The organism is Mycobacterium sp. E2497, from assembly GCF_001668695.1.
Lineage (GTDB): Bacteria > Actinomycetota > Actinomycetes > Mycobacteriales > Mycobacteriaceae > Mycobacterium.
In genome coordinates this window covers 1-21,378 of record NZ_LZKD01000204.1, presented here as the reverse complement: position 1 = coordinate 21,378, position 21,378 = coordinate 1, and the positions used below count along the sequence as shown (strand labels likewise).

19 protein-coding genes and 1 pseudogene are annotated in these 21,378 nt (G+C 64.1%); 12 read left to right on the top strand and 8 right to left on the bottom strand.

Going from position 1 to position 21,378, the window contains the following annotated elements; all coding sequences use genetic code 11:
- A partial coding sequence (locus A5713_RS29740; protein ID WP_156751938.1) for an AMP-binding protein occupies window positions 1-259 on the bottom strand: 259 nt, incomplete at its 3' end.
- Here A5713_RS29740 and car point away from each other — a divergent pair.
- From car to A5713_RS18535, 3 genes are all read left to right on the top strand, one after another.
- A complete protein-coding gene (car, locus tag A5713_RS18545; protein ID WP_197516408.1) occupies window positions 205-3,426 on the top strand; it encodes a carboxylic acid reductase in 3,222 nt (1,073 codons plus the stop codon). The genes A5713_RS29740 and car overlap by 55 nt on opposite strands.
- A gap of 71 nt (window positions 3,427-3,497) precedes the next feature.
- Window positions 3,498-4,316, top strand: coding sequence for a mycofactocin-coupled SDR family oxidoreductase (locus A5713_RS18540; RefSeq protein ID WP_068097919.1), 819 nt, complete (start codon window positions 3,498-3,500; stop codon window positions 4,314-4,316).
- 57 nt (window positions 4,317-4,373) lie between these two features.
- Window positions 4,374-5,129 (top strand): alpha/beta fold hydrolase, encoded by a 756-nt coding sequence (locus A5713_RS18535; protein WP_068097917.1) that lies wholly within the window; start codon window positions 4,374-4,376, stop codon window positions 5,127-5,129.
- Window positions 5,130-5,197: 68 nt separating this feature from the next.
- On the opposite strand, the gene A5713_RS18530 is transcribed toward A5713_RS18535, so the two are convergent.
- Window positions 5,198-6,004, bottom strand: coding sequence for an SDR family NAD(P)-dependent oxidoreductase (locus tag A5713_RS18530; protein ID WP_068097912.1), 807 nt, complete (start codon window positions 6,002-6,004; stop codon window positions 5,198-5,200).
- Window positions 6,005-6,118: 114 nt separating this feature from the next.
- Between A5713_RS18530 and A5713_RS18525 the strand changes: the two genes are divergently transcribed.
- Window positions 6,119-7,270, top strand: a complete 1,152-nt coding sequence (locus tag A5713_RS18525) for an acyl-CoA dehydrogenase family protein (protein ID WP_068097910.1) — start codon at window positions 6,119-6,121, stop codon at window positions 7,268-7,270.
- A gap of 42 nt (window positions 7,271-7,312) precedes the next feature.
- A complete protein-coding gene (locus A5713_RS18520) occupies window positions 7,313-7,828 on the top strand; it encodes a MaoC family dehydratase N-terminal domain-containing protein (RefSeq protein WP_068097908.1) in 516 nt (171 codons plus the stop codon).
- A 37-nt stretch (window positions 7,829-7,865) separates the two neighbouring features.
- Here A5713_RS18520 and A5713_RS18515 read toward each other — a convergent pair whose 3' ends face one another.
- Together A5713_RS18515 and A5713_RS18510 are read right to left on the bottom strand one after the other, a co-directional pair.
- Window positions 7,866-8,066 (bottom strand): ferredoxin, encoded by a 201-nt coding sequence (locus tag A5713_RS18515; RefSeq protein ID WP_068097906.1) that lies wholly within the window; start codon window positions 8,064-8,066, stop codon window positions 7,866-7,868.
- Window positions 8,063-9,145: a cytochrome P450 gene (locus A5713_RS18510; protein WP_369804497.1), complete on the bottom strand. Its 1,083-nt coding sequence runs from the start codon at window positions 9,143-9,145 to the stop codon at window positions 8,063-8,065. Before A5713_RS18510 ends, A5713_RS18515 begins: the two co-directional genes overlap by 4 nt.
- Before the next feature lie 316 nt (window positions 9,146-9,461).
- Here A5713_RS18510 and A5713_RS18505 point away from each other — a divergent pair, with 316 nt between their 5' ends.
- The 4 genes from A5713_RS18505 to A5713_RS18490 all read left to right on the top strand — a co-directional run bounded on the left by A5713_RS18505 (window position 9,462) and on the right by A5713_RS18490 (window position 13,684).
- Window positions 9,462-10,127, top strand: coding sequence for a TetR/AcrR family transcriptional regulator (locus A5713_RS18505; protein ID WP_068097901.1), 666 nt, complete (start codon window positions 9,462-9,464; stop codon window positions 10,125-10,127).
- Between the two features lie 289 nt (window positions 10,128-10,416).
- On the top strand, window positions 10,417-11,574 hold the full coding sequence (locus tag A5713_RS18500; RefSeq protein WP_068097900.1) for an acyl-CoA dehydrogenase family protein: 1,158 nt from the start codon (window positions 10,417-10,419) through the stop codon (window positions 11,572-11,574).
- Window positions 11,575-11,633: 59 nt separating this feature from the next.
- Entirely contained in the window at window positions 11,634-12,776 is a 1,143-nt protein-coding gene (locus A5713_RS18495; RefSeq protein WP_082973025.1) for an acetyl-CoA hydrolase/transferase C-terminal domain-containing protein, read from the top strand.
- Complete coding sequence (locus A5713_RS18490; protein WP_068097897.1) at window positions 12,773-13,684, top strand: SDR family NAD(P)-dependent oxidoreductase; 912 nt, start codon at window positions 12,773-12,775, stop codon at window positions 13,682-13,684. Before A5713_RS18495 ends, A5713_RS18490 begins: the two co-directional genes overlap by 4 nt.
- Before the next feature lie 177 nt (window positions 13,685-13,861).
- On the opposite strand, the gene A5713_RS18485 is transcribed toward A5713_RS18490, so the two are convergent.
- Together A5713_RS18485 and A5713_RS18480 are read right to left on the bottom strand one after the other, a co-directional pair.
- Window positions 13,862-14,917, bottom strand: coding sequence for an aromatic ring-hydroxylating dioxygenase subunit alpha (locus tag A5713_RS18485; protein ID WP_231980511.1), 1,056 nt, complete (start codon window positions 14,915-14,917; stop codon window positions 13,862-13,864).
- Between the two features lie 77 nt (window positions 14,918-14,994).
- Window positions 14,995-15,609, bottom strand: coding sequence for a TetR/AcrR family transcriptional regulator (locus A5713_RS18480; protein WP_068097895.1), 615 nt, complete (start codon window positions 15,607-15,609; stop codon window positions 14,995-14,997).
- Window positions 15,610-15,725: 116 nt separating this feature from the next.
- On the opposite strand from A5713_RS18480, the gene A5713_RS18475 reads away from it, so the two are divergent.
- On the top strand, window positions 15,726-16,691 hold the full coding sequence (locus tag A5713_RS18475) for an LLM class flavin-dependent oxidoreductase (RefSeq protein ID WP_068097894.1): 966 nt from the start codon (window positions 15,726-15,728) through the stop codon (window positions 16,689-16,691).
- Here A5713_RS18475 and A5713_RS18470 read toward each other — a convergent pair.
- Window positions 16,688-17,290, bottom strand: a complete 603-nt coding sequence (locus tag A5713_RS18470) for a TetR/AcrR family transcriptional regulator (protein ID WP_068097893.1) — start codon at window positions 17,288-17,290, stop codon at window positions 16,688-16,690. The two genes, A5713_RS18475 and A5713_RS18470, sit on opposite strands and share 4 nt — an antisense overlap.
- The gene (locus A5713_RS18465; RefSeq protein ID WP_068097891.1) at window positions 17,283-19,742 is read right to left on the bottom strand and encodes a CaiB/BaiF CoA-transferase family protein; all 2,460 of its coding nucleotides are present in this window, start codon (window positions 19,740-19,742) and stop codon (window positions 17,283-17,285) included. Before A5713_RS18465 ends, A5713_RS18470 begins: the two co-directional genes overlap by 8 nt.
- Before the next feature lie 203 nt (window positions 19,743-19,945).
- On the opposite strand from A5713_RS18465, the gene A5713_RS18460 reads away from it, so the two are divergent.
- Both A5713_RS18460 and A5713_RS18455 read left to right on the top strand, forming a co-directional pair.
- Complete coding sequence (locus A5713_RS18460) at window positions 19,946-21,085, top strand: amidohydrolase family protein (RefSeq protein ID WP_068097923.1); 1,140 nt, start codon at window positions 19,946-19,948, stop codon at window positions 21,083-21,085.
- A gap of 4 nt (window positions 21,086-21,089) precedes the next feature.
- Window positions 21,090-21,378, top strand: a pseudogene (locus tag A5713_RS18455) (thiolase); the annotation flags it as partial.

Below are 21,378 nucleotides of genomic sequence, written 5' to 3'. Positions count from 1 at the left end.
GAGGTGGAACCGCGATCGCTCCAACGACGATGAGTGCAAGGTCGAAAATCGTGTATTCGACGCCCGATGCGCCCAGCATGCAGATGCGATCGCCGCGCTGCACTCCGTAAGACCGTAGCGCCGCCGCGGTCGCGGAGATCTGATCCCACGCCTCGCCGTATGTCATCGTCTCGAATCGGGTGTCCAATTCGGCGGTCGTTCGCTTTGTCAACGCGTCGAAGCGGTATCGCACAGCACGCCGGCCCAGGGCTGGGCGCATCGGGCGTCGAATACACGATTTTCGACCTTGCACTCATCGTCGTTGGAGCGATCGCGGTTCCGCTGCAATCGGGATCCCCTGCAACGTTACTTGCGCCGATCGTGGCGGAGACGGCGCCTTGTGTGATAGCGGTCAGCGTCCATCAACTGCAGGCGGCAGCGGAGTTGATCGGCGCCGGCGACGGACCACGGCTGGTGGTGGTGCTCGATGCGCTTCCACGCGTGGACGACCACCGAGACGCTATCGCAGGTTCGCGCCGGCATTTTGCCGACACCGGGCCGGCGATAGCGGTCTGCACGCTGGAGGAACTTGTCGCGCACGGTGAACGTATGCGTACTTCGCTCGCCGATGGGGACGCACCGGACCGAGAACAATTGGCCCTGCTGATCTACACCTCAGGTAGCACTGGGATGCCCAAAGGGGCGATGTATCCGCAACGTTTGGTTGTCAACTGGTGGTTGGCCTCGCGGAGAGGGGGTTGGGGACAACAAACCGCCTTGCCCTCCATCACGCTGAACTTTCTGCCGATGAGCCACGGCGCAGCGCGCGTCGCGCTGTACGGAACCCTGGCGAATGGTGGTACGGCGTATTTCGCTGCCGAGCAGGATCTTTCAACTTTGCTGGAGGACTTGGCACTGACCAGGCCGACGCAATTGAGTCTTGTTCCGCGCGTGTGGGAAATGCTGCGCGATGAGTATGCGGTGCGGCTGGGCAACCGCAGTAGTGAGCCGAGTCAAGAGACGACACACGATTCGACGCTTGCCGAACTGCGGACGGAGCTCACCGGGGGCAGGGTGCTTGCTGCGACAACCGGTTCGGCCCCGCTTGCCCGGACATTGAAGGAGTGGGTCCAAGAGTTCTTGGACATCCCCCTCATCGAGGGATACGGGTCGACCGAGACCGGCGCCATCAGTCTTGACGGGCGGATATTGTGCCCGCCGGTTAGTGACTACAAGCTTGTTGACGTTCCCGAGCTGGGCTACTTCACCACCGATACGCCACATCCACGCGGCGAGTTGGTCGTGAAGTCCGCAAACCTCTTCAACGGTTACTACAGACGCCCAGACGTCACTGCCCAGGTGTTTGATGAGGACGGCTTTTATCACACGGGAGACATTTTCTCGCAGATCGAGCCCGACCGACTGGCATACGTTGACCGCCGGAACAACGTATTGAAGCTGTCGCAGGGCGAGTTCGTCACGGTGTCCAAGCTCGAGGCGATCTACGCTGAACATCCTCGCATCCAGAACGTCTACGTCTATGGCAGCAGCGCCCATGCATACCTGCTCGCGGTGGTCGTGCCGACCACGGAGACCCTCGGGCGTCACACCGGGCCGCAGCTTCGAGCCGAACTGACCGCAGCGTTGAGGCAGGCTGCGCGCGAGGCCGAGCTGCAATCATATGAAATCCCTCGCGACTTCATCATCGACGAGGAGCCCTTCACACTCGAGAATGGGCTGCTGACTGGAATCCATAAACTCGCGCGCCCCAAGCTCAAGGACCGGTATGGCGGAAGACTCGATGCGCTTTATGACTCGCTGGAGCGACAGCAGGCAGAGCGGCTACGCACATTGCGGGCCGGCAGCATCGACGGTTCGACGGTCGATACCGTCACATGCGCGGCGGCCACACTGCTGGGCGCCGCGTCGTCGGACCTGTCACCCGATGCGCACTTCATCGATCTCGGTGGCGACTCGCTGTCCGCGTTGACATTTGCCAACCTGCTGCAAGAGATCTTCTCTATCACCGTCCCCGTCGGCGTGATTACCAGTCCGGCTACCGACTTGCATGCGATCGCCGATTACATCGATTCAGAGCGGGCCGTAGGAGGTCGACAGCCAACTCCGGCGGCGGTTCACGGTGCAGGGGCGACGGAAATTCGAGCAGACCAGCTCACGCTCGATCAGTTTATCGACAAGCCCACCTTGATGGCCGCCTCACGACTACCCAGATCGTCCTCGCATCCCCGGACGGTTCTGATCACCGGCGCAACCGGGTTTCTCGGCCGCTACCTCATGCTTGACTGGTTGGAAAGGATGAGCCTCATCGACGGCCAGGTAATCTGCCTGGTCCGGGCCAGGAACGACGTTGAGGCGCGGATTCGACTCGACCGGATTCTGGCGGACTGTGATTCGGCGTTGGGTGCCAAGTTTCGAAGGCTGGCCGCACACCATCTCCATACGGTTGCCGCCGACAAGGCAAAACCGAATCTAGGTCTGGACAACGATACGTGGCGAAGGCTGGCGGGTACCGTCGATCTGATCGTCGATGCCGGTGCGCTCGTCAATCATCTACTGCCTTATGACCAACTGTTTGGCCCGAATGTGGTTGGTACTGCTGAACTGATCCGACTTGCGCTCACGACAAAGGTCAAATCGGTCGCCTACGTTTCGACCATCGGCATAGCCGAAGCAATCACCGAAGCCACTCTCGACGAGACATCGGACCTACGCCGAATCAATACCCTGAGGGCACTGCACACGAACTACGCTAACGGTTACACAAACAGTAAATGGGCCGCAGAGATCCTGCTGCGCGAAGCGCACGAGCGGTGCGGCTTGCCGGCATCGATCTTCCGTTGCGGGATGATTTTGGCCGAGCCACGATATGCCGGTCAGCTCAATCTGCCTGACATGTTCACGCGGCTGATTTTGTCAATCCTGAGCACCGGGATAGCTCCGAAGTCCTTCTACGAGGCCGATATCAATGGTAATCGGCAACGTGCTCACTACGATGGACTGCCTGTCGATTTCGTCGCTGAGGCTATTTCGTCCTTGGGCCGTGACGTGGCGTTGAACCCCAAGCCCGCCTTTGAGACCTACCATGTCACCAACACGCACGACGACGGCATCGGCCTCGACCAGTACGTCGACTGGCTGATCGCCGCGGGTCACCGGATCACGTTGATCGACAGCTATCCAGACTGGTTGGCGCGCTTTGAAACCGCGCTGCGTGCGCTGCCTGAGCTACAACGCCAATCTTCGCTTTTGCCAATGCTGGGCGTCTACTCGCAACCTGCGCGGGCGCACGGAGCCGTCATTCCCGCCGATCGGTTCCAGGCGGCAGTCCGAGCAGGGAAGATCGGTTCCCACGCGGATATTCCCCAGGTCACCTCACCGGTCATCCTGAAGTACGCCAGCGACTTGGGTCGGCTCGGCCTGATATGACGGCGATAGAAGACAGGTCGTGCGCCGTAGGCACGTTGCCCACCAACATGATTGACGGAGGAAGCTGAGCGATGGACCTCACCGGCAAGGTCGCGTTGGTAACTGGAGCGGCGCGGGGGCAAGGGCGCAGTCATGCCATTGCGCTGGCCAGCGCAGGGGCAGATGTGATTCTGGTCGACCGGGCCGCCGACATCGAATCTATTCCATACCCCTTGGGATCCGCGCAAGACCTCGAACAGACCGCAAAGGAGGTCGAAGCGCTCGGCCGCAGGGCCGTGGTCGCTGCGACTGATGTACGAGAACTGGCGGCGTTACAGAGCGCCGTCCGCGGGGCGGTGACACAGCTGGGCGATCTCGACATCGTTGTCGCAAACGCCGGCGTGGTGGGGGCGGGCGTTCGAGATCCCCTCGACGAAAAGGTTTTCAACGATATTCTGTCCGTCAACCTCATTGGCAGCTGGCATACCCTCGCCGCCACCGTTCCATCAATAATCCAGAAGAAGCGAGGCGGCGCCATCGTCCTCATCGGCTCCACCCAGGGCTTGAGTGGACGCGGAGGAGACGGCTCGGCGGCCGCGTTTGCGTACACGGCATCCAAACACGGAATAGTCGGCTTGACGCGCTCTGCCGCTAACGCATATGCCGCCCAAGGCATTCGGGTAAACTCAGTCCACCCGACCGGGGTCGCGACGCCGATGGTTCTCAATGACCACATGGGGCGGGTCATCGCAGAGGACCCGAACGCCCTCAAACTTGCGACGAACCTCCTCCCCGTTCCGTTCGTGGAAGCCCAGGATGTGACCGAAGCTGTCATGTGGCTGATCAGTGACGCCGCCCGCTACGTCACCGGCGTGGCACTTCCCGTCGACGCCGGATACACGGTGATGTAGCCGCCCGAGAACTTGCACCGTCCGTCTTGCTACCCATGTCGTCGAGGAGATGAACTCATGACACCACCCGCCCTTGTCCTTGTCCACGGCGGTGAACACGCCGCCGACTGCTGGGACTTGACCATCAGCGAGTTGCGCAGGCAAGCACCAGAATTGCAGATATTGGCGGTCGATCTCCCGGGCCGGCGTGGCAAACCGGGCGACCTGGCGACCGCCACCATCGAAGAATGGGAGCGATCCGTAGTCGCCGATATCGAACGCGCCGGCCTGAGGGATTTCGTCATTGCCGGACATTCGATGGCGGGCGTGACCGTACCGGGCGTGGTGGCCAGGCTCGGAAGCCGCCGCGTTCGCGAGATGGTGTTGATCAGCGCGTTCGTACCACGCCAGGGCGAGGCGATCGTGGACACGCTCGGTGGGCCGATGGGGCTCTTCGCGCGCCGCTACGCCCGCGCAGGCAAGCCTCGCGAGGTGCCGCGCCGGATCGCCCGCTACGCGTTCTGTAATGGAATGACCGCCACACAAAGGGCATTCACTCTTTCCCGACTGCACCCCGAGTCCCTGAGGATTGTCACAGAGCGCGTCGACCGCACAGACCTGCCCGCCGAAGTCCCGCGTAGCTGGGTACTGACGACCCGCGACCGCACGCTATCGGTGCGATCACAGCAGGACGGCATCGCCGCCCTGGGGGGCGTCATTGAAGAAATTCATGTGCCGGCCTGTCACGATGTGATGATCAGCCATCCAGAGACATTGGCCCAGATTCTGGTGGCCCGCTGCCGCAAACACTACAGGCACGACTCACTTGCGTAACGAGGCATTCGACCCTGACGGGGGCTTCGCGAACGCGATCGACGAATAATCACCTTTGCACGAGCCAGCTACCAATCGCACCCGGTGAGTTCGGCCGAGATCTCCCACAAGCGGCGCGAACTTTGCGGGTCGCGCGCTTTCGTGATCACCTTGGCCGCCTTGGGCTTACCCCATTGGTGCAGCGGACCGCCGGGCGCGATGTAGCTGCCGTTGGGGAGATCGGTCGAGATGGCTTGAATGGTGGACCGCGCACCCTCCGCCGGGGTCTGGGCGATCCGCGGGGCGAGCACTCTTCCCGCCCATCGGAGCGGTGCCGAGCCCCCTTGTGTGATGCCGGTGTCAGTCATGCCCGGATCCGACAAGTACGCGATGCGGCCGCGCCGCGCCAATTCGTACACGAACAGCATGTTCGCCAGCTTCGACTCCCCGTACGCTGCCCACGCGTTGTATCGGCGGCGGCGCCAGTTCAGGTCATCGAAATGCATGCGCGCCAGGGCATGATTGCTGCTCGCCACCACGACGACGCGATCGCGAATGCGGTCACCCAGTAGGCATGTCAGCGCGAAGTGGCCGAGATGGTTGGTCCCCATGTGGGCTTCGAAGCCGTCGGCGGTACGCGTGAGAGGCAACCCGAGCACACCGGCGTTGTTCACCAGTACGTCCGTCCAGTCGATGGTGTCGGCGAATTTGCGCACGCTAGCCAGATCGGCGAGGTCGAGTTCTGCCAGCTTGACATCGCCCGACATCGACATGACGGCATCGCGGCCCTTCGACAGGGAACGGCATGCGATGACGACCTCGTGACCAGCGGCCGCCATGGCCGAGGCCGTCGCCTTGCCCACCCCACTATTGCCGCCCGTGATGATGATCCGCATCGCGCCGGCTCCTTCCTCGGCCGGGTGGAGGCCGGCACCTTAGATTAAGGTATTTATATAACGATATTCTGGAAGGCGGTGCTTGACCAGCCCGCAAGGAGGCTTGAGAAGACCGTGACCGTCGAGCGACTGTTGCCGACACCGGAAGCGCACGACCTCATCGACCTGGTGCGGCAGGTGGCAGACAAAATTCTTGATCCCATCGTCGATCACCACGAACGTGAACACACCTATCCCGAAGGGGTTTTCAAGACACTGGGAGACGCGGGGCTGTTGAGCCTGTCGCAACCCGTTGAATGGGGCGGTGGCGGCCAACCGTTCGAGGTGTACCTCCAGGTGTTGGAGGAGTTGGCGGCACGCTGGGCGGCGGTGGCGGTGGCCGTCAGCGTGCACAGCCTCGCGTGCCATCCGTTGCTGACGTTCGGTTCGGAAGACCAGCGGCGGCGGTGGCTCCCCGACATGCTCGGGGGCGCCACGATCGGCGCCTACAGTCTGTCCGAACCCGACGCAGGGTCTGACGCCGCCGCCCTCCGATGTCAGGCGGCGCGAACCGTCGACGGGTACCAGATCAGCGGCACCAAAGCGTGGATCACACACGGCGGCTTGGCCGACTTCTACACTCTCTTCGCTCGTACCGGTGAAGGCTCGCGCGGCATCAGTTGTTTCCTCGTGCCCGGCGGCGCTGCGGGGCTTACATTCGGTCCGCCCGAGGACAAGATGGGGCTCAACGGGGTGCCCACTACGTCGGCCTTCTACGATGCCGTCGAGCTGGCGGTGGAGCGGCGAATCGGTGAAGAAGGCCAAGGCCTCCCCATCGCATTCAGCGCGCTCGACAGCGGACGGCTCGGCATCGCGGCGGTCGCCGTCGGCATCGCACAAGCGGCGCTGGACGAGGCCGTGTCCTACGCGCAGCAGCGAACCGCGTTCGGCCGGCTCATCATTGACCATCAGGGTCTCGGATTCCTCCTGGCAGACATGGCCGCCGCAGTTGACTCCGCTCGCGCGGCCTACCTCGACGCCGCGCGGCGACGCGACGCCGGCATGCCGTATTCGCGAAGTGCGTCGGTCGCGAAGCTGGTGGCTACGGACGCCGCGATGAAGGTGACCACCGATGCCGTCCAGGTGTTCGGCGGCTACGGCTATACCCGTGACTACCGAGTCGAGCGATATATGCGTGAGGCAAAGATCACGCAGATCTTCGAGGGTACCAACCAAATTCAGCGTTTGGTGATCAGCCGTCAGCTGACCGTCACCGCGGACAGGTAGGACCGCGTCCGTCGCGCGACCATATGAGCAAAGGAGGACCCGATGAGCGATCCCGTTCCCGCATCGACGACCGAGCAGGCGCCTCACCTGCACCGTGGAAGGACCTGGGATGAGCTTCCCGTGGGTCTGTCCTTCCGCACCGGCAGCCGCACGGTCACCGAAAGCGACTTCATCCAGTTCGTCACCTGGGCCGGGTTCACCGAGCCGCTCTTCATGGACGCGTCAGATGTCCTCGCGGACAACGGCCGTCGACTAGTGCCGGCTGCCCTGACCTATAGCGTCGCCGAGGGATTGGTGATACAAACCCTGGCATTCGCCGGAACCGGGATCGCTTTCCTGGGGATGACTTTGGCGACGCGGCAGCCCGTGTACGTCGGCGACACGCTGCACGCCGTGGTCACCATCACCGAATCCCGCGCGACGAAGAAGCCGGACCGCGGCATGGTGGCAAGCACCGTCAGCGTCCGCAACCAACACCGCGAGGAAGTCCTCGAGTACACCCCCACACGGTTGGTCCGGAGCAGAACGCTCGACGACGCCGGTGACGGCAAGCCGTGATACCGCGCCCGTTCGCTGGCCCGCTGACCTTCGTGGATCAGTCGTCAACGACGGTGATGGCTCGCTCAGGGCAGGCGTCGGCCCCTCGGTGGGCCTGTTCGATGAACTCGGGGGCGATCTCTCGTTCGGGCGGGATGCAGTAGCCGGCATCGTCGAGGTGGTAGACGTCTGGTCCCGCGGCCGCACACAGCGCGTGACCGACGCAATGTGCGGCATCGAATTCGATGCGAACGGTCACTGCTCTCCTCCGGCGTCAACCTGTGGGCCGGGAGTGAAGGCGAGGGGCAGTTCGCGCATGGCCCAGACCTCACCGGCGTCTTCGAAACGCTTGGGTTCGCCGTCGAGGCGGTAATCGGGCAGCCTTTCGAGGACTTCGCTGATCATTTCCTGGAACATCACACGCGCCAAGTGCGATCCGAGGCAACGGTGCATCCCGACACCGAAAGCCATGTGCTTCTGGCTGTTCTCGCGGTCCAGGCGGATCGTGTCGGGGTCTTCAAACACTGCGGGATCTCGGTTGGCGGCCGCCCACATCAGGATTGCCCGGTCCCCGGCTTCCAGATGGCTGCCATGGAATTCCGCGTCACGCGACACGGTGCGTGCCAACCCCAACGTCGGTGTGCAGTGCCGCAGAAACTCATCCGTCGCCGTCGTGATCCGACCCGGGTCGTCGATCAACTGCTGCCTCAGCTCCGGGCGTCGGTTCAGTTCGAACAGCACGTTACCGGTCAGCCCGCTGGTGGTGTCCATGCCGCCCAACATCATCAGCACCGTGTACATGAGGATCTGAGTGTCGTCCATGGGGACTCCATCGATCTGCCCGCCCAGAATGCGGCCGAAGACGTCGTCGCCAATCTCGCCGCTCTCGCGACGCTCGGTCATGTTCTTGTAGATCTCACCGAACATCTCCATGACCGCAGCACCGGCCTTCTCCTCGTCGTGCGTGCGGTCGTGCACCATCGAATGCACCCAGTGCACCCATTGCGAATATTTGGATTCGTCGAAGCCGAGCATGAGCAGAATCAGCTTGGCCGGCATCGGCGTAGTCAGTTCGCCGACGATGTCGCAGTGGCCGCGCTCGATGAACCCGTTGACCATCTCCCTGGCCATCCGCCGAGCGCGCGGCCGCAGCGCCTCGGCCTGTCCCGGCGAGAATGCCTTGATCGTGACCTGACGCAGCTTTTGTGTCAGCGGCGGATCCGACTCGATCGGAAGGATGGGAAAGGGCGCACCGCTCGCGGGCACTCCCACCGAGGGATACGAGTTGAAGAGGTCATCGTCGCGCGCGGCTTCGAACACCGACTCGTAGTCGAGCAACGTCCAGAACCCGCCGTGTTGCTCGGAATGCGCCACCGGGCAACGCGATCGCATCGCGGCCAGCGTTTCGTGCGCTGATTCCCGAAATTCCGGCGAGTGGTGGTCGAAATTCTCGGCAACCGAGGTCGTTGTTGGCGTCGACACGAGTGCATCCTCCTCGATGAGTCCTGCGGTCTCCGCAGCGATTCGCGCGGGTTGGCGAAAAAGCCGGTCCGACGCCGACTACAACTACAGTTTTCCCAGTTATGTAGTTCACACCGCACATTAGCGATGATGTAGCCTACGGTCAACATCACGGTGAGCAGCTTGGAGCGAGATGAACACGCTCGACTCGGCAGCGGGGACGGACCGGCACCGCGCCCCCGCGTGGGGCGCGGACCTCCCCCTCACGGAAGACGACGCGCGAGGCCGGCTCATCGAAGCGGCCGAAGCGTGTTTCGCTGAGCGCGGACCGAGCCGAACCAAGGTGACACACGTGGCAGCCAAGGCGGGCGTCCACCGCACCACCGTCTATTCGTACTTCCCCAACATGGACGCCATCCTCGCGGCGTGCTTCGTCAAGGCGACCAGCCTGGTCGTCGCGGCCGCCGAACCCTACTTCGCCGAAGATCGCCCGTTCATCGACCGACTGATTAACGGAGTGATGGCCGGTCTTCGCGCCGCGCGTAGCAGCCCCACCATGCTGTCGATGACAGCGCCCCACGACTTGGCCCGAACACATCGTGCGGCGGAGAGGTCCGAGGCATGGCGCACCGAAATCGTCGAAGGATTAGCCGCTCGATTCGCCACCGCGGCACCCGGTGAAGTGCGCACCGACGTCTCGCCGCATCACATGGCTCACTGGGTAGTGCGGATCGCATTCAGCCTCATCGAGGACCCGGGAAGTCCCGACCTCGGCGGCGATGAAGGCCTGCTGCGTGCGTTCCTGCCCGGCGCGATCGCGCCGCAAGCTCGGCCCGACCGCACTCGCCGATCGCGATAGTTCTGCTCGTTTCCGCCATTCCCGCACCCTGTCGGGCCGTTTACGCGACGAGTTCCCGGCCGTACATCCCACAGCCGCCCGCTGCAATTTCAGGTCCATTTACTCCGACGGCCTCCTCGCGTTACCGCGCAATCGCCTTGCCCAAGGGCCGAGCCGGTCGCTACACTGCCGAAATAACTAAATGTTTGACGAATTAGGTCTCCGACGTACCCACATGCGGGGATGATCCCCCTCAACGCGATGGAATCGATTCTTGACGAATACGGCACATACCTCGACGTCGGCTGACGTGTCGAGGTCTCAGGCGGCGGGCGGGGACGTCGCGGCACTCCGGTCGCAATTCCGCGCGTTCTTGGAGCGTGCGCCGAAGCCGCCGGGACTTCGGAACTACGGCCCCACGCCGACCGCCGAGGACATCGAGCCCGGCCGCGCCTGGCACAAGTACCTCGCGCAGCATGGCTACGTGTGCTTGCATTGGCCGGCGGAATTCGGCGGAGCCGACGCGTCGGTCGCCTATCAGGCGCTGTTCGCCGAGGAGTGTGCTCGCGCCGGGGTGCCTCGCCAGCTCGCGATCACCGCCATCGACCTGGTCGGGCCGGTCCTGATCAAGTTCGGCTCCGAGCAGCAGCGATCACGCTACCTCGAGCCCATCCGACTGGGAGACCATGTCTGGACGCAGCTGTTCTCCGAGCCCGGTGCGGGGTCCGACCTGGCCGGTGTTCGGACCAAGGCGGAGAAGACCGCCTCGGGGTGGCGCATCAATGGGCAGAAGGTCTGGAGTTCGGCCGCGAATTCGGCGCAGTTCGGTCTGCTGCTCGCCCGCACGGGACCGGAATCACATCGTGGGCTGAGCATGTTCATCGTTCCGATGGATTCTGCCGGTGTCTCGGTGCGACCGCTTCGGCAGATGGACGGCGAGAGCAAGTTCAACGAGGTCTTCTTAGACGGTGTCGAGTTGAGCGAAGACTACCTGATCGGCCAGGAGGGCCAAGGCTGGACGATCGCCCTGGTCACGCTGGGCCGCGAACGGCTGACGCTGGGTTCGAATGCGGTGGGGATGTTCAAGCTGCTCGATCGGATGCTGCAGGCGGCCCGTGATCGCGATCAGCTGAATCCCGTTCTGGCTCAATCGATGACGAGGCTGTGGGCGCGAATGTGGCTGTTGCGGTTCACGTGGGAGCGCGCGATCGAGGACGGGGATACGTCGTCGTCGGCCTTCTCTGTTCTCAAGCTGATGACGTCGGAGACCGATCGCGACCTCGGTGACCTCGCCACCGAGGTGCTCGGCACAGATGTCTGCGTCGACCCCTCCGGCGACTCAGACGAGGCTGAGTTGGTCCGCGCGATGCTCGTTGCGCGCGCGCAGACGATTCTCGGCGGCACCAGCGAAATTCAGCGCAACATCCTCGGCGAGCGGATACTGGGTCTGCCAAAAGAGCCGCGGTGACTGTCGACCCACTACAGACGGAATTCTCTGCCGCACTGCGCAACAAGCTGCGCCCAGGCATGACCGTCGCGCTCGGCGACGGTGTCGGCGCACCGCGGTGTACCGGCGACGGCGCTTCAGTGTGTGCCGCGCTCAGCGCGGTGGCGCGAGAGATCGGTGGGGTTCGCCTTGTCCTCGGCTGGTTGCCCTCACCCATGCAGGGGCTGGAGCCCGACGCCTTCACCGAAGTCGCCGCGATCATGCCCGGCTGGGGCGTGCGAAACGTACTGACCTCTCCGACAGCGCGTTTCATCCCGACCCGACTCAGTTCGGTCCCCTCGCTGATGAGGAGTGTGCTCCGTCCCGACATACTCATCACTCGCGTGGTGGAGCGGGCAGGCCGCTTCCAGTTCGGCACCGAGGTGTCCTGGCAGCGCGAGATCGTCGACGCCGGTACGGCCGTTTTCGCCATCGCCGACACGAACGCCCCGGTCGCCGACGCCGGCCCGCCCCTGGCCACCGAGGCGATCGGGTTCATCGCCCGTATCTCAGAGGGTCCCGTCGAGATGCCCAGCATCGTTCCCGACTCGGTTCACGAAGCCCTGGCCGACGCGGTGCTGCGATTCGTACCCGAAGGCGCGCGGTTGCAGTACGGCCCCGGCAAGCTGGGCACCGCGCTGCTCAACCGCACACAACGGCCGCTCCACATCGACACCGGCCTGTTGACCGACGCCGTCGTGGACCTCGACTCTCGCGGACTTCTCATCGGAATGCCCAGTGCCACCTACCTGTTCGGTACCGAAGCGCTCTACCGCTGGGCCGACGGCAAGCCGATCCTGCACGGCATCGACTACACCCACGACCTCACCCGGCTGTCCCGAGGCATTCCGTTGATCGCGGTCAACACCGCGCTCGAAATCGATCCATTCGGTCAGATCAACGTCGAGGGAATCGGCGAGAAAATCGTCGGCGGCATCGGCGGACATCCGGACTACTGCGCGGCGGCGAGCATGAGCCGGGGCGGCTTGTCCATCATCGCGGTCCCGTCCGCGGTGAACGGCCGCTCCCCCTTCGTCGAGCGGTTGAGCAGGCCGGCATCCACACCCGCGCACGACATCGACCTCATCGTCACCGAATCAGGCCACGCGGACCTGCGCGGCGCCGACTGGAACCAACGCAGGCGACTCATCGGCGCACTGTTCGAAGGAAGGGAGCACCCATGACTGAAGGAGCATTAGCGGGGCGCGTCGTCCTGGTCACCGGTGGCGGACGCGGCATCGGACGCGGCCACTGCCTCGCCCTGGCCGCGCACGGCGCCGCGGTCGTCGTCAACGACCCGGGCGTCAGCCGCGACGGCTCCGCCGGTGACGCGGGTCCCGCCGCCGAGGTAGTCGCCGAAATCGAGGCCGCCGGCGGCAAGGCGATAGCGCATACCGGGTCGGTCGCCTCGTGGAGCGACGTCGCCGACATGATCGCTGCGGCCGTTTCCACCTTCGGCACCCTGACGGGCGTGGTGAACAATGCAGGCATCGTGCGAGACGCGATGGTGGCCAACGCGACCGAGGACGACTGGGACGCGGTGATCGCCGTACACCTCAAGGGCACCTTCGCCGTCACCAAACACGCATGCGAGTACTGGCGGGCGCAATCCAAGGCCGGCAACCAGGTCGACGCGCGGATCGTCAACACGGTGTCCGGCGCCGGCCTGTGGGGCAACGTCGGGCAAAGTGCCTACGGTGCCGCCAAGGCCGCTATCGCTAACCTCACTGTCGTCACGGCGATGGAGGCGCGCCGTTACGGCGCTGCAGTCAACGCGATCTCGCCGCTGGCGGTTACCCGGATCAGCGAAGACTTTTTCAAGGGAGACCGGGCCGCGGACCCGGCACTGGACCCGGCGCGCAGTTCTGAAGTGGTGGCATGGCTGCAGGGTCCGGAGTCGGGCTGGTTGACGGGCCAGATTCTGCGCATCAATGGCCATAAGCTCAGTCGCATAGAAGGTTTCGTGGAGGCGCCTGGACGTTACGCCGCCAAAGACGGGGCGTCGCTGGCATTCGACGAGGTCGGCCAGGCGGTGAGCTGGCTGTATGGAACCTCGCCGCGAGGCCTGGCGGGGCCCTTGCCCAGCTCATGATCCTTCTTACGCGAAGCTTTGACTATGGCGCGCCGGTCGCAGTTCAAAGCAGCGAGCCCGCCGCGTGTCACCGCACACACCGCGATGGCCCATAGACACTGCTGCGCTTCCTTGACCGCAGGGACCTTTCACTACCGGTGCTCGCGCCAGCGGGCGCCCCGCAGCGGAACGGGGCCGCTAACCCTCGGCGGTCGACAAAACGGCGTCGGGGGCACGATTGGGGGCGAAGTTGCCGTACTCACCCGCCTTGGGCTGAAAGGTCTGCGCCCATCGCCGCATCATGCGGAACAGCTTGGCCTCCTGCGTCTGCAATGACGGCGGCTCGATGAACCGCTGGTGCTGCCAGATCGCCAGGTCCTCGGGGAACACCGACTCGATGGCCTTGATCCTGGCAGAGCGTTCATCGTCGCTTTCCCCATCGATCTTCTCGACGAACAGTGTCTGGCGCAGCGTCGAGGTCTGGGCATCCACCGGCGTAACTGATATCACCGAATGCGTGTTGTCGCGTCCGGAGAACCGTGTGAAGGCCATCCCGACGCCCCACTGTTTGAGCGTCACAGTGTCCTCCCGACGAGGACCGTCGACCTTGCGCTTACCCCGAGAGTGCACGCGCAGCTTGGTCATGAAGAAGGCCTCGGCGACTTCGTAGCCCACCAGCGTGGGTAGATCGCGGGTGTGGTGCACATAGCGGAAATGAATTGGGTCGACTATGTTCTCGGCGACGACGCGTGGTTCGATGGGCAGATCCCCGTAGCAGAACGCACTGCCTGCGGTTGCCACGTCCCAGAACTCGCCCGTCGGATACTCATCGCGCAGATCTTCCAACAGATCCGGTACCGCCCACGCCGGCGGCTGACCCGCCACGTCGTGCCACAGGTGGATGATGCCGTTGCGCTCGCATACGGGCCACGGCTCGATACGTCGTTTACTCGTCCGTCCTTCCGGCACGGCCACGTTCTGCCCGTCCGGCCCCCAAGTCCAGCCGTGGAAGGGGCACACGATGCAGTCGTCGACCACCCTGCCGCCATAACCCAGATGCGCGCCGAGGTGCTGGCAGGTCGCCTCCAGGCAGCGTAACTGCCCGCCGACCGACCGGTAGAGGACGAGGTCCTGGCCAAAAACCTTGAGCGGCTCGATATCACCGGGTGCGAGTTCATGCGACCAGCCGACGACGAACCAACCGGTCGGGGCCATCCACGCCGGGATCCGAACATCTGATTCGGTGTCGGTCACCGCGATTGGTTTACGCACAGCAAGCCACCTTTCAACCCGACAAGACGACTGGACGTTACGATACTTAGACACAAGTGTCAAGTATTGGCGATCAGCGCCCTGACCATCGCTATGGCGGTGTCGAGCGCCGAACGTCGGCTTACTCCAGGCGCATCCACGGTCGAGGAGAACCACAGCGACTCGAGCATCGCCTCGAATGCCAACCCCTGGGAGACGGAATCGCCGAGCGAGCTTCCGCGGATACGATCGATGTTGCGGCCGATGCGGGTCGCCCACCGCCGCTGCGCCTTCCAGCCGGACTGCTGCAACGCGGGATCGGCAAATGCCGCCTGCCGCCATACCGTGGCGAACGCCCCGAAATCGTCGAAGTAGGAGAAGAACTGCGCCACCCACGAGGCGATGTCACGATCGTCAAGCTGTCGCGGCAGCTCATCGAGCGCGTCGAGGACGAGGGCCAGCCGCTGGACGGATCGTTCGGCAACGGCCAGAAACGCCTCTTGTTTGGTCGCGAAGTAGACGTAGAAAGTAGGGCGGGAAACCCCTGCACGCTTTGCGATCTGCTCGACCCGGGTGGTCGAATAGCCGAGCTCCTGGAAGGTCAGGCGAGCTCCTTCGAGGATCTGCTCACGAGTTCGATCCGTCTTGGCCCCGGCCGTCCACGGCGGTGTGCGTTCGCGCGGCTTCATCACCATGAGTGAATCACATGACGCGGTGGCCCCGGGGAACGCTGCGCGTGTCTTCGAGGAATATAGTTAGATGATTCCGCATTCCAGTGTCCGGAGGACAAATGTCATCATCAACGACCTCGGTGGACGTCGGGCTGTATTTCGACCTCCGCAATCCACCGCAGTGGCGGCAGGATCCCGCGCGATTACACGCATTCGCACTGGAGCTGTGCGAGGAAGCCGAACATCTTGGGGCGCATTCGATCTGGCTTAGTGAGCACCACCAGTTCGACGACGATTACATCGCCTCGCCATTGACGTTCGCGGCCGCGGTGGCGGCGCGGACCAAGCGGGTCCGGATCGGCACCGCGATCGTGATCGCCCCGCTGCACCACCCCGTCGAGATCGCCGAACAGGCGGCCATGGTCGATCTGATCTCGAACGGACGCCTCGACCTGGGCCTGGGTGCCGGCTACCGGGTACCGGAGTACGCCCTGTTCGGCAAGAGCCTGCAGCGCCGGTACGCGCAGACCGATGCCTGCGCGCGCGAGGTGCGACGGCTGTGGGGCCCCGGTGGGGTGACGCCCGGGCCGGTTCAGTCCCGGCCACCGATCTGGATGGGTTATCAAGGACCGCAGGGGGCGCGGCGGGCCGGACTTCTTGGTGAGCGCTTGCTGTGCGCGGATGGCCGCCTCTGGGAGCCGTACCGGACGGGATTAGTCGCGGGTGGGCACAATCCAAGCGCCGCAAGGATGACCGGCGCGGTACAGGGGTGGGTCAGTGACGATCCCGAGTCGGACTGGCCCGTGGTATCCAAACATCTTGCTTATCAGGTTGATTCGTATCGTCAGCACATGGTGGAAGGCACTGGGAGTCCACGACCTCGCCCGGTCGATGCGGATCGGCTGCGCGGCCGTGATGCGGGGGTTCTCGACTATTTCTGGTGTGAGACGCCATATTCCATGGCGGCGAAGGTCCGGGCGATGATCGGCGACGCGCCCGCCGAGACGGTGTTCTTCTGGGCGTCGCTGGGCGGGATGCGCGAGGAGTGGGCCCTCCGGCATGTGCAGACGATCTGCACAAAGCTCGCTCCTTTACTGAAAGGCTAAGCGGCGCCTAGACCGCGCAGCACGAAGCCCAGCAGATGTTCGACCTCGTCGGCGGCATCTGCCGTCGACTTCTGATAAAAACGGTCGAGAAGTGCGGCATCGAAAGCCGCCCGTATCGACCGAGCATCCACCTCCGGAGTGCACACGGTGAAGATACCCTCGGCTTTACCTCGATGGAGAATCGCGGCGATTGACGCCTGATCGGCCGCCATGACGATTTCGAGTTCGCGGTTATAGCCAGGAGTGCGCCGAAGCTCCTCCGAGTAGAAGATGGCCACCCTCTTGCGCTTGCGCGGATTCGACACAAGCTCGAACAGGTGCGCCATCCACAACCGCAGAGCCTCGATTGGGGTCTCGGCGCGCGCCACGACCTCGCGCATTTGCGCCTGCACCGCTTCCCGATCCCTGCGGAACATTTCCAACAGAAGATCGTGTTTGGTACTGAAGTTCCGGTAGAAGGCCCGCGTCCCTAGACCGGCTTCTTCGAGTATCTCGGTGATGGATGCCGACGACTCGGAGTTGCGATCCAGACAACGGTAGGCGGCATCGATGATGTGTTGCCGCTCCGATGCGCGATCTATCGTCCGCGTCTCAGCCACAATGGATCACACCAGCATCCTGCCATTTCGCGATTGTCGCGTCATCGTATCCGAACTCCCTCAGCACGGCCGCGGTGTGCTGCCCGGCGAGGCATCCGCCGCGCGCCAAAGTCGATGATCGACTGAATCCGACCAGCGGCGAGAACCGCAGGTGTTCGTCGAAGACGGGGCTGACGGCACGTGCGGCGTACTCGGCCGCCAACTGCGGGTCCGTCTGGATAAGGCGTGCCGGCGCACCCTCGTAGAGCTCTACACATCCAACTCCCGCCCCACCGAGATGTTTCTCCCAGAAGGCCGCCGGCTCCTTGCTGAACACGAAGGCAAGCCGCTCGGCGAGGCGCTCATCATCCGCGATTCGGCCGTCAGGCGTCGAGAAGCCGTCGTCATCGGCCAGATCGGTGAACCCCCGCAGCGCTTGGATCAGCTGATCCCATTCCTTCGGCTGCGGCGCCGCCAGAAAGATATGCCCTTCGCTGGCGTCGTAGATCCGGTACAGCGCCGACAGGCCGTTGCCGTCATGTCTCGGCGTCGAAGCGTCGGGCGCATCGGCATAGTCGACCACCCAGTCGGTGAGCACGTGCGTGACGGTGGCGAGCATGGAGGTGCGCACGTCGTTGATCGGCCGCCCGCGGTCGCGTCCGATGAGTGCAGTGAGGATCGCCGATGCGACGCCGAGCGCGGCCAGGCCATCGCTCTGCAACTCCGGTGCCGACCCGGCGCTTGTGACACGCGGCGCGTGGTGCACGACTTCGTCGAGACACGTGGTCGCACAAGCGGCGTCCGGTGTGTTGGTCAGTGCCACGCCACCGGCGGCCCCGATGCTGGGCGCGTACGCCGGCCGGCTGCCGTAGGGCCCATCGACGCCGTAGCCGGGCGCCGATAGGTAGATGAGTTCGGGATTGATCGCCAGCAGCGCCTCCACGCCGATCCCCAGCCGGTCGGCCGCCCCCGCGCGCATGGACTGCAGCACGACGTCGGCGGACGCCGCGAGCCGGTGAGCCACCGCGCGTCCTTCTTCGGTGTGCAGGTCGACCTGAATGCTTTCCTTGCCCTGCATCACTTTTGCACCGGCCGCCTCCGGAAACTGCAGCAGCGTCCGGATGTTGTCGCCATTCATCGCTTCGAATTTGATGACGCGAGCGCCGAGGTCGGCCAGCACGCTCGATGCGTACGGCGCGGCGAACATCTCGCCGAACTCCAGGATCGTGACTCCGGTCAGCGGTGGTTCAGAATCACCGTCGCCTTCGACGTCGGCGTCCGACGCTTTCGAGGACCAACTGTGTCGGGTGTCGCCAAGCCGGGGCGCGGGCGCAGGCTGGCGTATCGGCCCCTGCTGCGTGTGGATCAACGTGGTGGGCTGCCGGACCGGCCCGACCTCCGGATCATCGACGACGGTCGATCGCCCGTCGTGGATCAGCTGCGGATGGTCGAGAACCTTTGGGCCCGAACGGAAAAGCTCAGCGCATAAGTTGGGATTCGTGTCGAAACGTTCCTGCCACTCGGCGAGGGTGCGCTCACCGACCTTCGAGAGCATGATCGACCAGAACTCCTTGTACAGCTCCGGGGTCTCTAGCGCGGGAAAGCCTTTCCACTTCGGGTCGGCGAGGAGTTCCATCATGCCGAACTCGGTCAGCATCGCGGCGAACAGATGCGGCGACACCTGGGCGAACTGCAACCAGTGCCCGTCCTTCGTGGGAGCGGCCAACAGCGCCAACAGCATCGGACTCTGCGGAATGCCCTCGGCCGTCCAGGCTTCCACCGCGTTGTAGGCCTCCGGCCACCGGATTCCGACCAACTCCCCGAACCAATTCCACGCGTCGACCGCGTACGCTCCGCGGACGAGGTCGGCGTCAACGATCTGCCCCAGCCCGCTGCGTTCACGCTCGTGCAACGCGGACAGGATGCCCTGCACCGCAATGTGTCCCGCGGCGTAGCTGGCATAGGGAACGGTGACATACGACGGCCGTGGCGGGTTCGCCATCCGGCGCATCGCGTGTGACAGTCCAGTCTTGGCGAGCACCAGACCCTCGTACCCCTCGAGGTCGCGCCACGGCCCACTGCGACCCCAACCGGTGATGTGAGCGATCACCACCTGCGGATGACGCGCAAGGAGTGCCGCCGAGTCGATGCCGAAGTCGACCAGCGCGACCGGGCTGAACGTCGTTACCAGCACGTCGGCGTCGCGCAGGATCTCATCCAGTTGAGAGACGCCAGCATCGGACTTGAGGTCGACGACTTGGCTGTACTTGCCGCGGCCGATTGCCGGCCATCCGCGAAGCGAGCGCACCGGGCTGCCGCCGGGCGGTTCGAGCATCAACACCTCCGCACCGGAGTCCGCCAGAAATTGGGTGCACACCGCCCCGGGCAGCGCGGTGGACAGGTCGACGACGCGGATGCCGGCGAGAGGTGCCAGGAATCCGGGGATGCCCTGGGCACCGGCGGAGGATGGCATCGAACGCGACCCCTTTCGAAAATGACTTTTCCGCGCTTCATCACGTTGATCAGCGCCTTTGTGACGTGGATCGCATAGTAACTCACCGCCTACCGGCAAATCCAGCACTAATTCCGACAAGGATGGTTGACATCCGGGGCACTCCGCCCATAGCCTTCGTGAAAATTCTTTTTTCACTACCAGGGTGCACGGTGGAGGAGCGCATGACCAAAATCTGGACGAACTCCGGCGATTCACACTTCCTGGAACCCGACGACCTCTGGCAATCCAGACTGCCGAAGGGATTGGCTGAACTATGCCCACGATCGGAAAAGGATCCTGACGGCGAGTACGAGACCGTTTACGTCGACGGTCAGATCTTTCGCCGGAAGCTCCCCTCCTCGGCGATGGTGGCCTTTGCCGAGTTGAGCACCAAGCCACAGGGCGTGCGAGACGCCCGCGCGCGACTCGGCGACCTGGACACCGAAGGTGTATGGGGCGAGGTCATCTTTCCGTCGCTGGGCATGTGGGCCTCCACGTTCCGCACGCCGGAGTTGCTCAAGGCCTGCATGCGGGCCAGCAACGAGTGGGCCCTCGAGGAGATCGCTGCCGTCTCGCCGCGCTACGTCGTCACCGCACAGGTATCCACGCTCGTGGTCGACGACGCGGTCGATGAACTGGCCTGGGCGGCCGACAAGGGTTTCAAGGCTGTTTTCCTGCCGACAACCCCGCACCCCAGTGCCCCTGATTGGCACCGTAAGGAGTGGGAGCCGTTCTGGGCCGCCGCCGAGGAGGCCGGCATGGTGATCGCATTCCACATCGGCACCGATCCGGTGCCCGTCGAGGCGGGCAACAGTGTGAGCGGCGGCGCAGGTCAGGTGTACCGCGGTCCCGGTGGCGCCATCATGAACTACGCCGAGACGACGTTCTCCGGTCAACGCGCCGCCATGAAAATGGTGGCCTCCGGCGCGCTCGATCGGCACCCGAACCTGAAGGTGTTGATCTCGGAGGGCGGTGCCACCTGGGTCCCGTTCCTCGGCGACCGCCTGCTGGAGGGCTATCGCCAGCACCATATGGCGGTGCGGCCCAAGCTCACCCGGAACCCGAAAGACATCCTGTACAGCCAGGTCTACGCTTCGTTCCAGCACGACGAGACCGCCGTGGCGGCCTTCGACCACATGGGTTACCGCAACGTCATGTTCGGCAGCGATTACCCACACATGGAGGGCACCTTCGGCCACACCCAGGAAACGTTGAAGACGCTGTTCGACGGGGTCAGCGAAGAGACACGGCTGCGCATCACCCAGGGCACGTTCTTCGAGCTGTTCCCCGGTGTCCCGCCCGTACCAGCCGAAAGCATCTGAGCCGGTGGCCAATTCGAACGGTCTGCGCGACGTCGCCATCGTCGGGATCGGTGCAACCCCCTACTACAAGCGCGGCGAATCACTTCCGAAGACCACCATCGAACTCGCCGGTGAGGCGATACTCGCCGCGTGCGCGGACGCCGGACTGTCCGTGCGCGACATCGACGGTTTCGCCTACTATTCAGGCGCGACAGCCGGCTACACCGACAAGATGGACACCGGCGATTTCATGGAGACTCTCGGCATTCCGGAGGTCCGTTTCACCGCCGCGCTGACCTCGGGCGGCGGTGGTT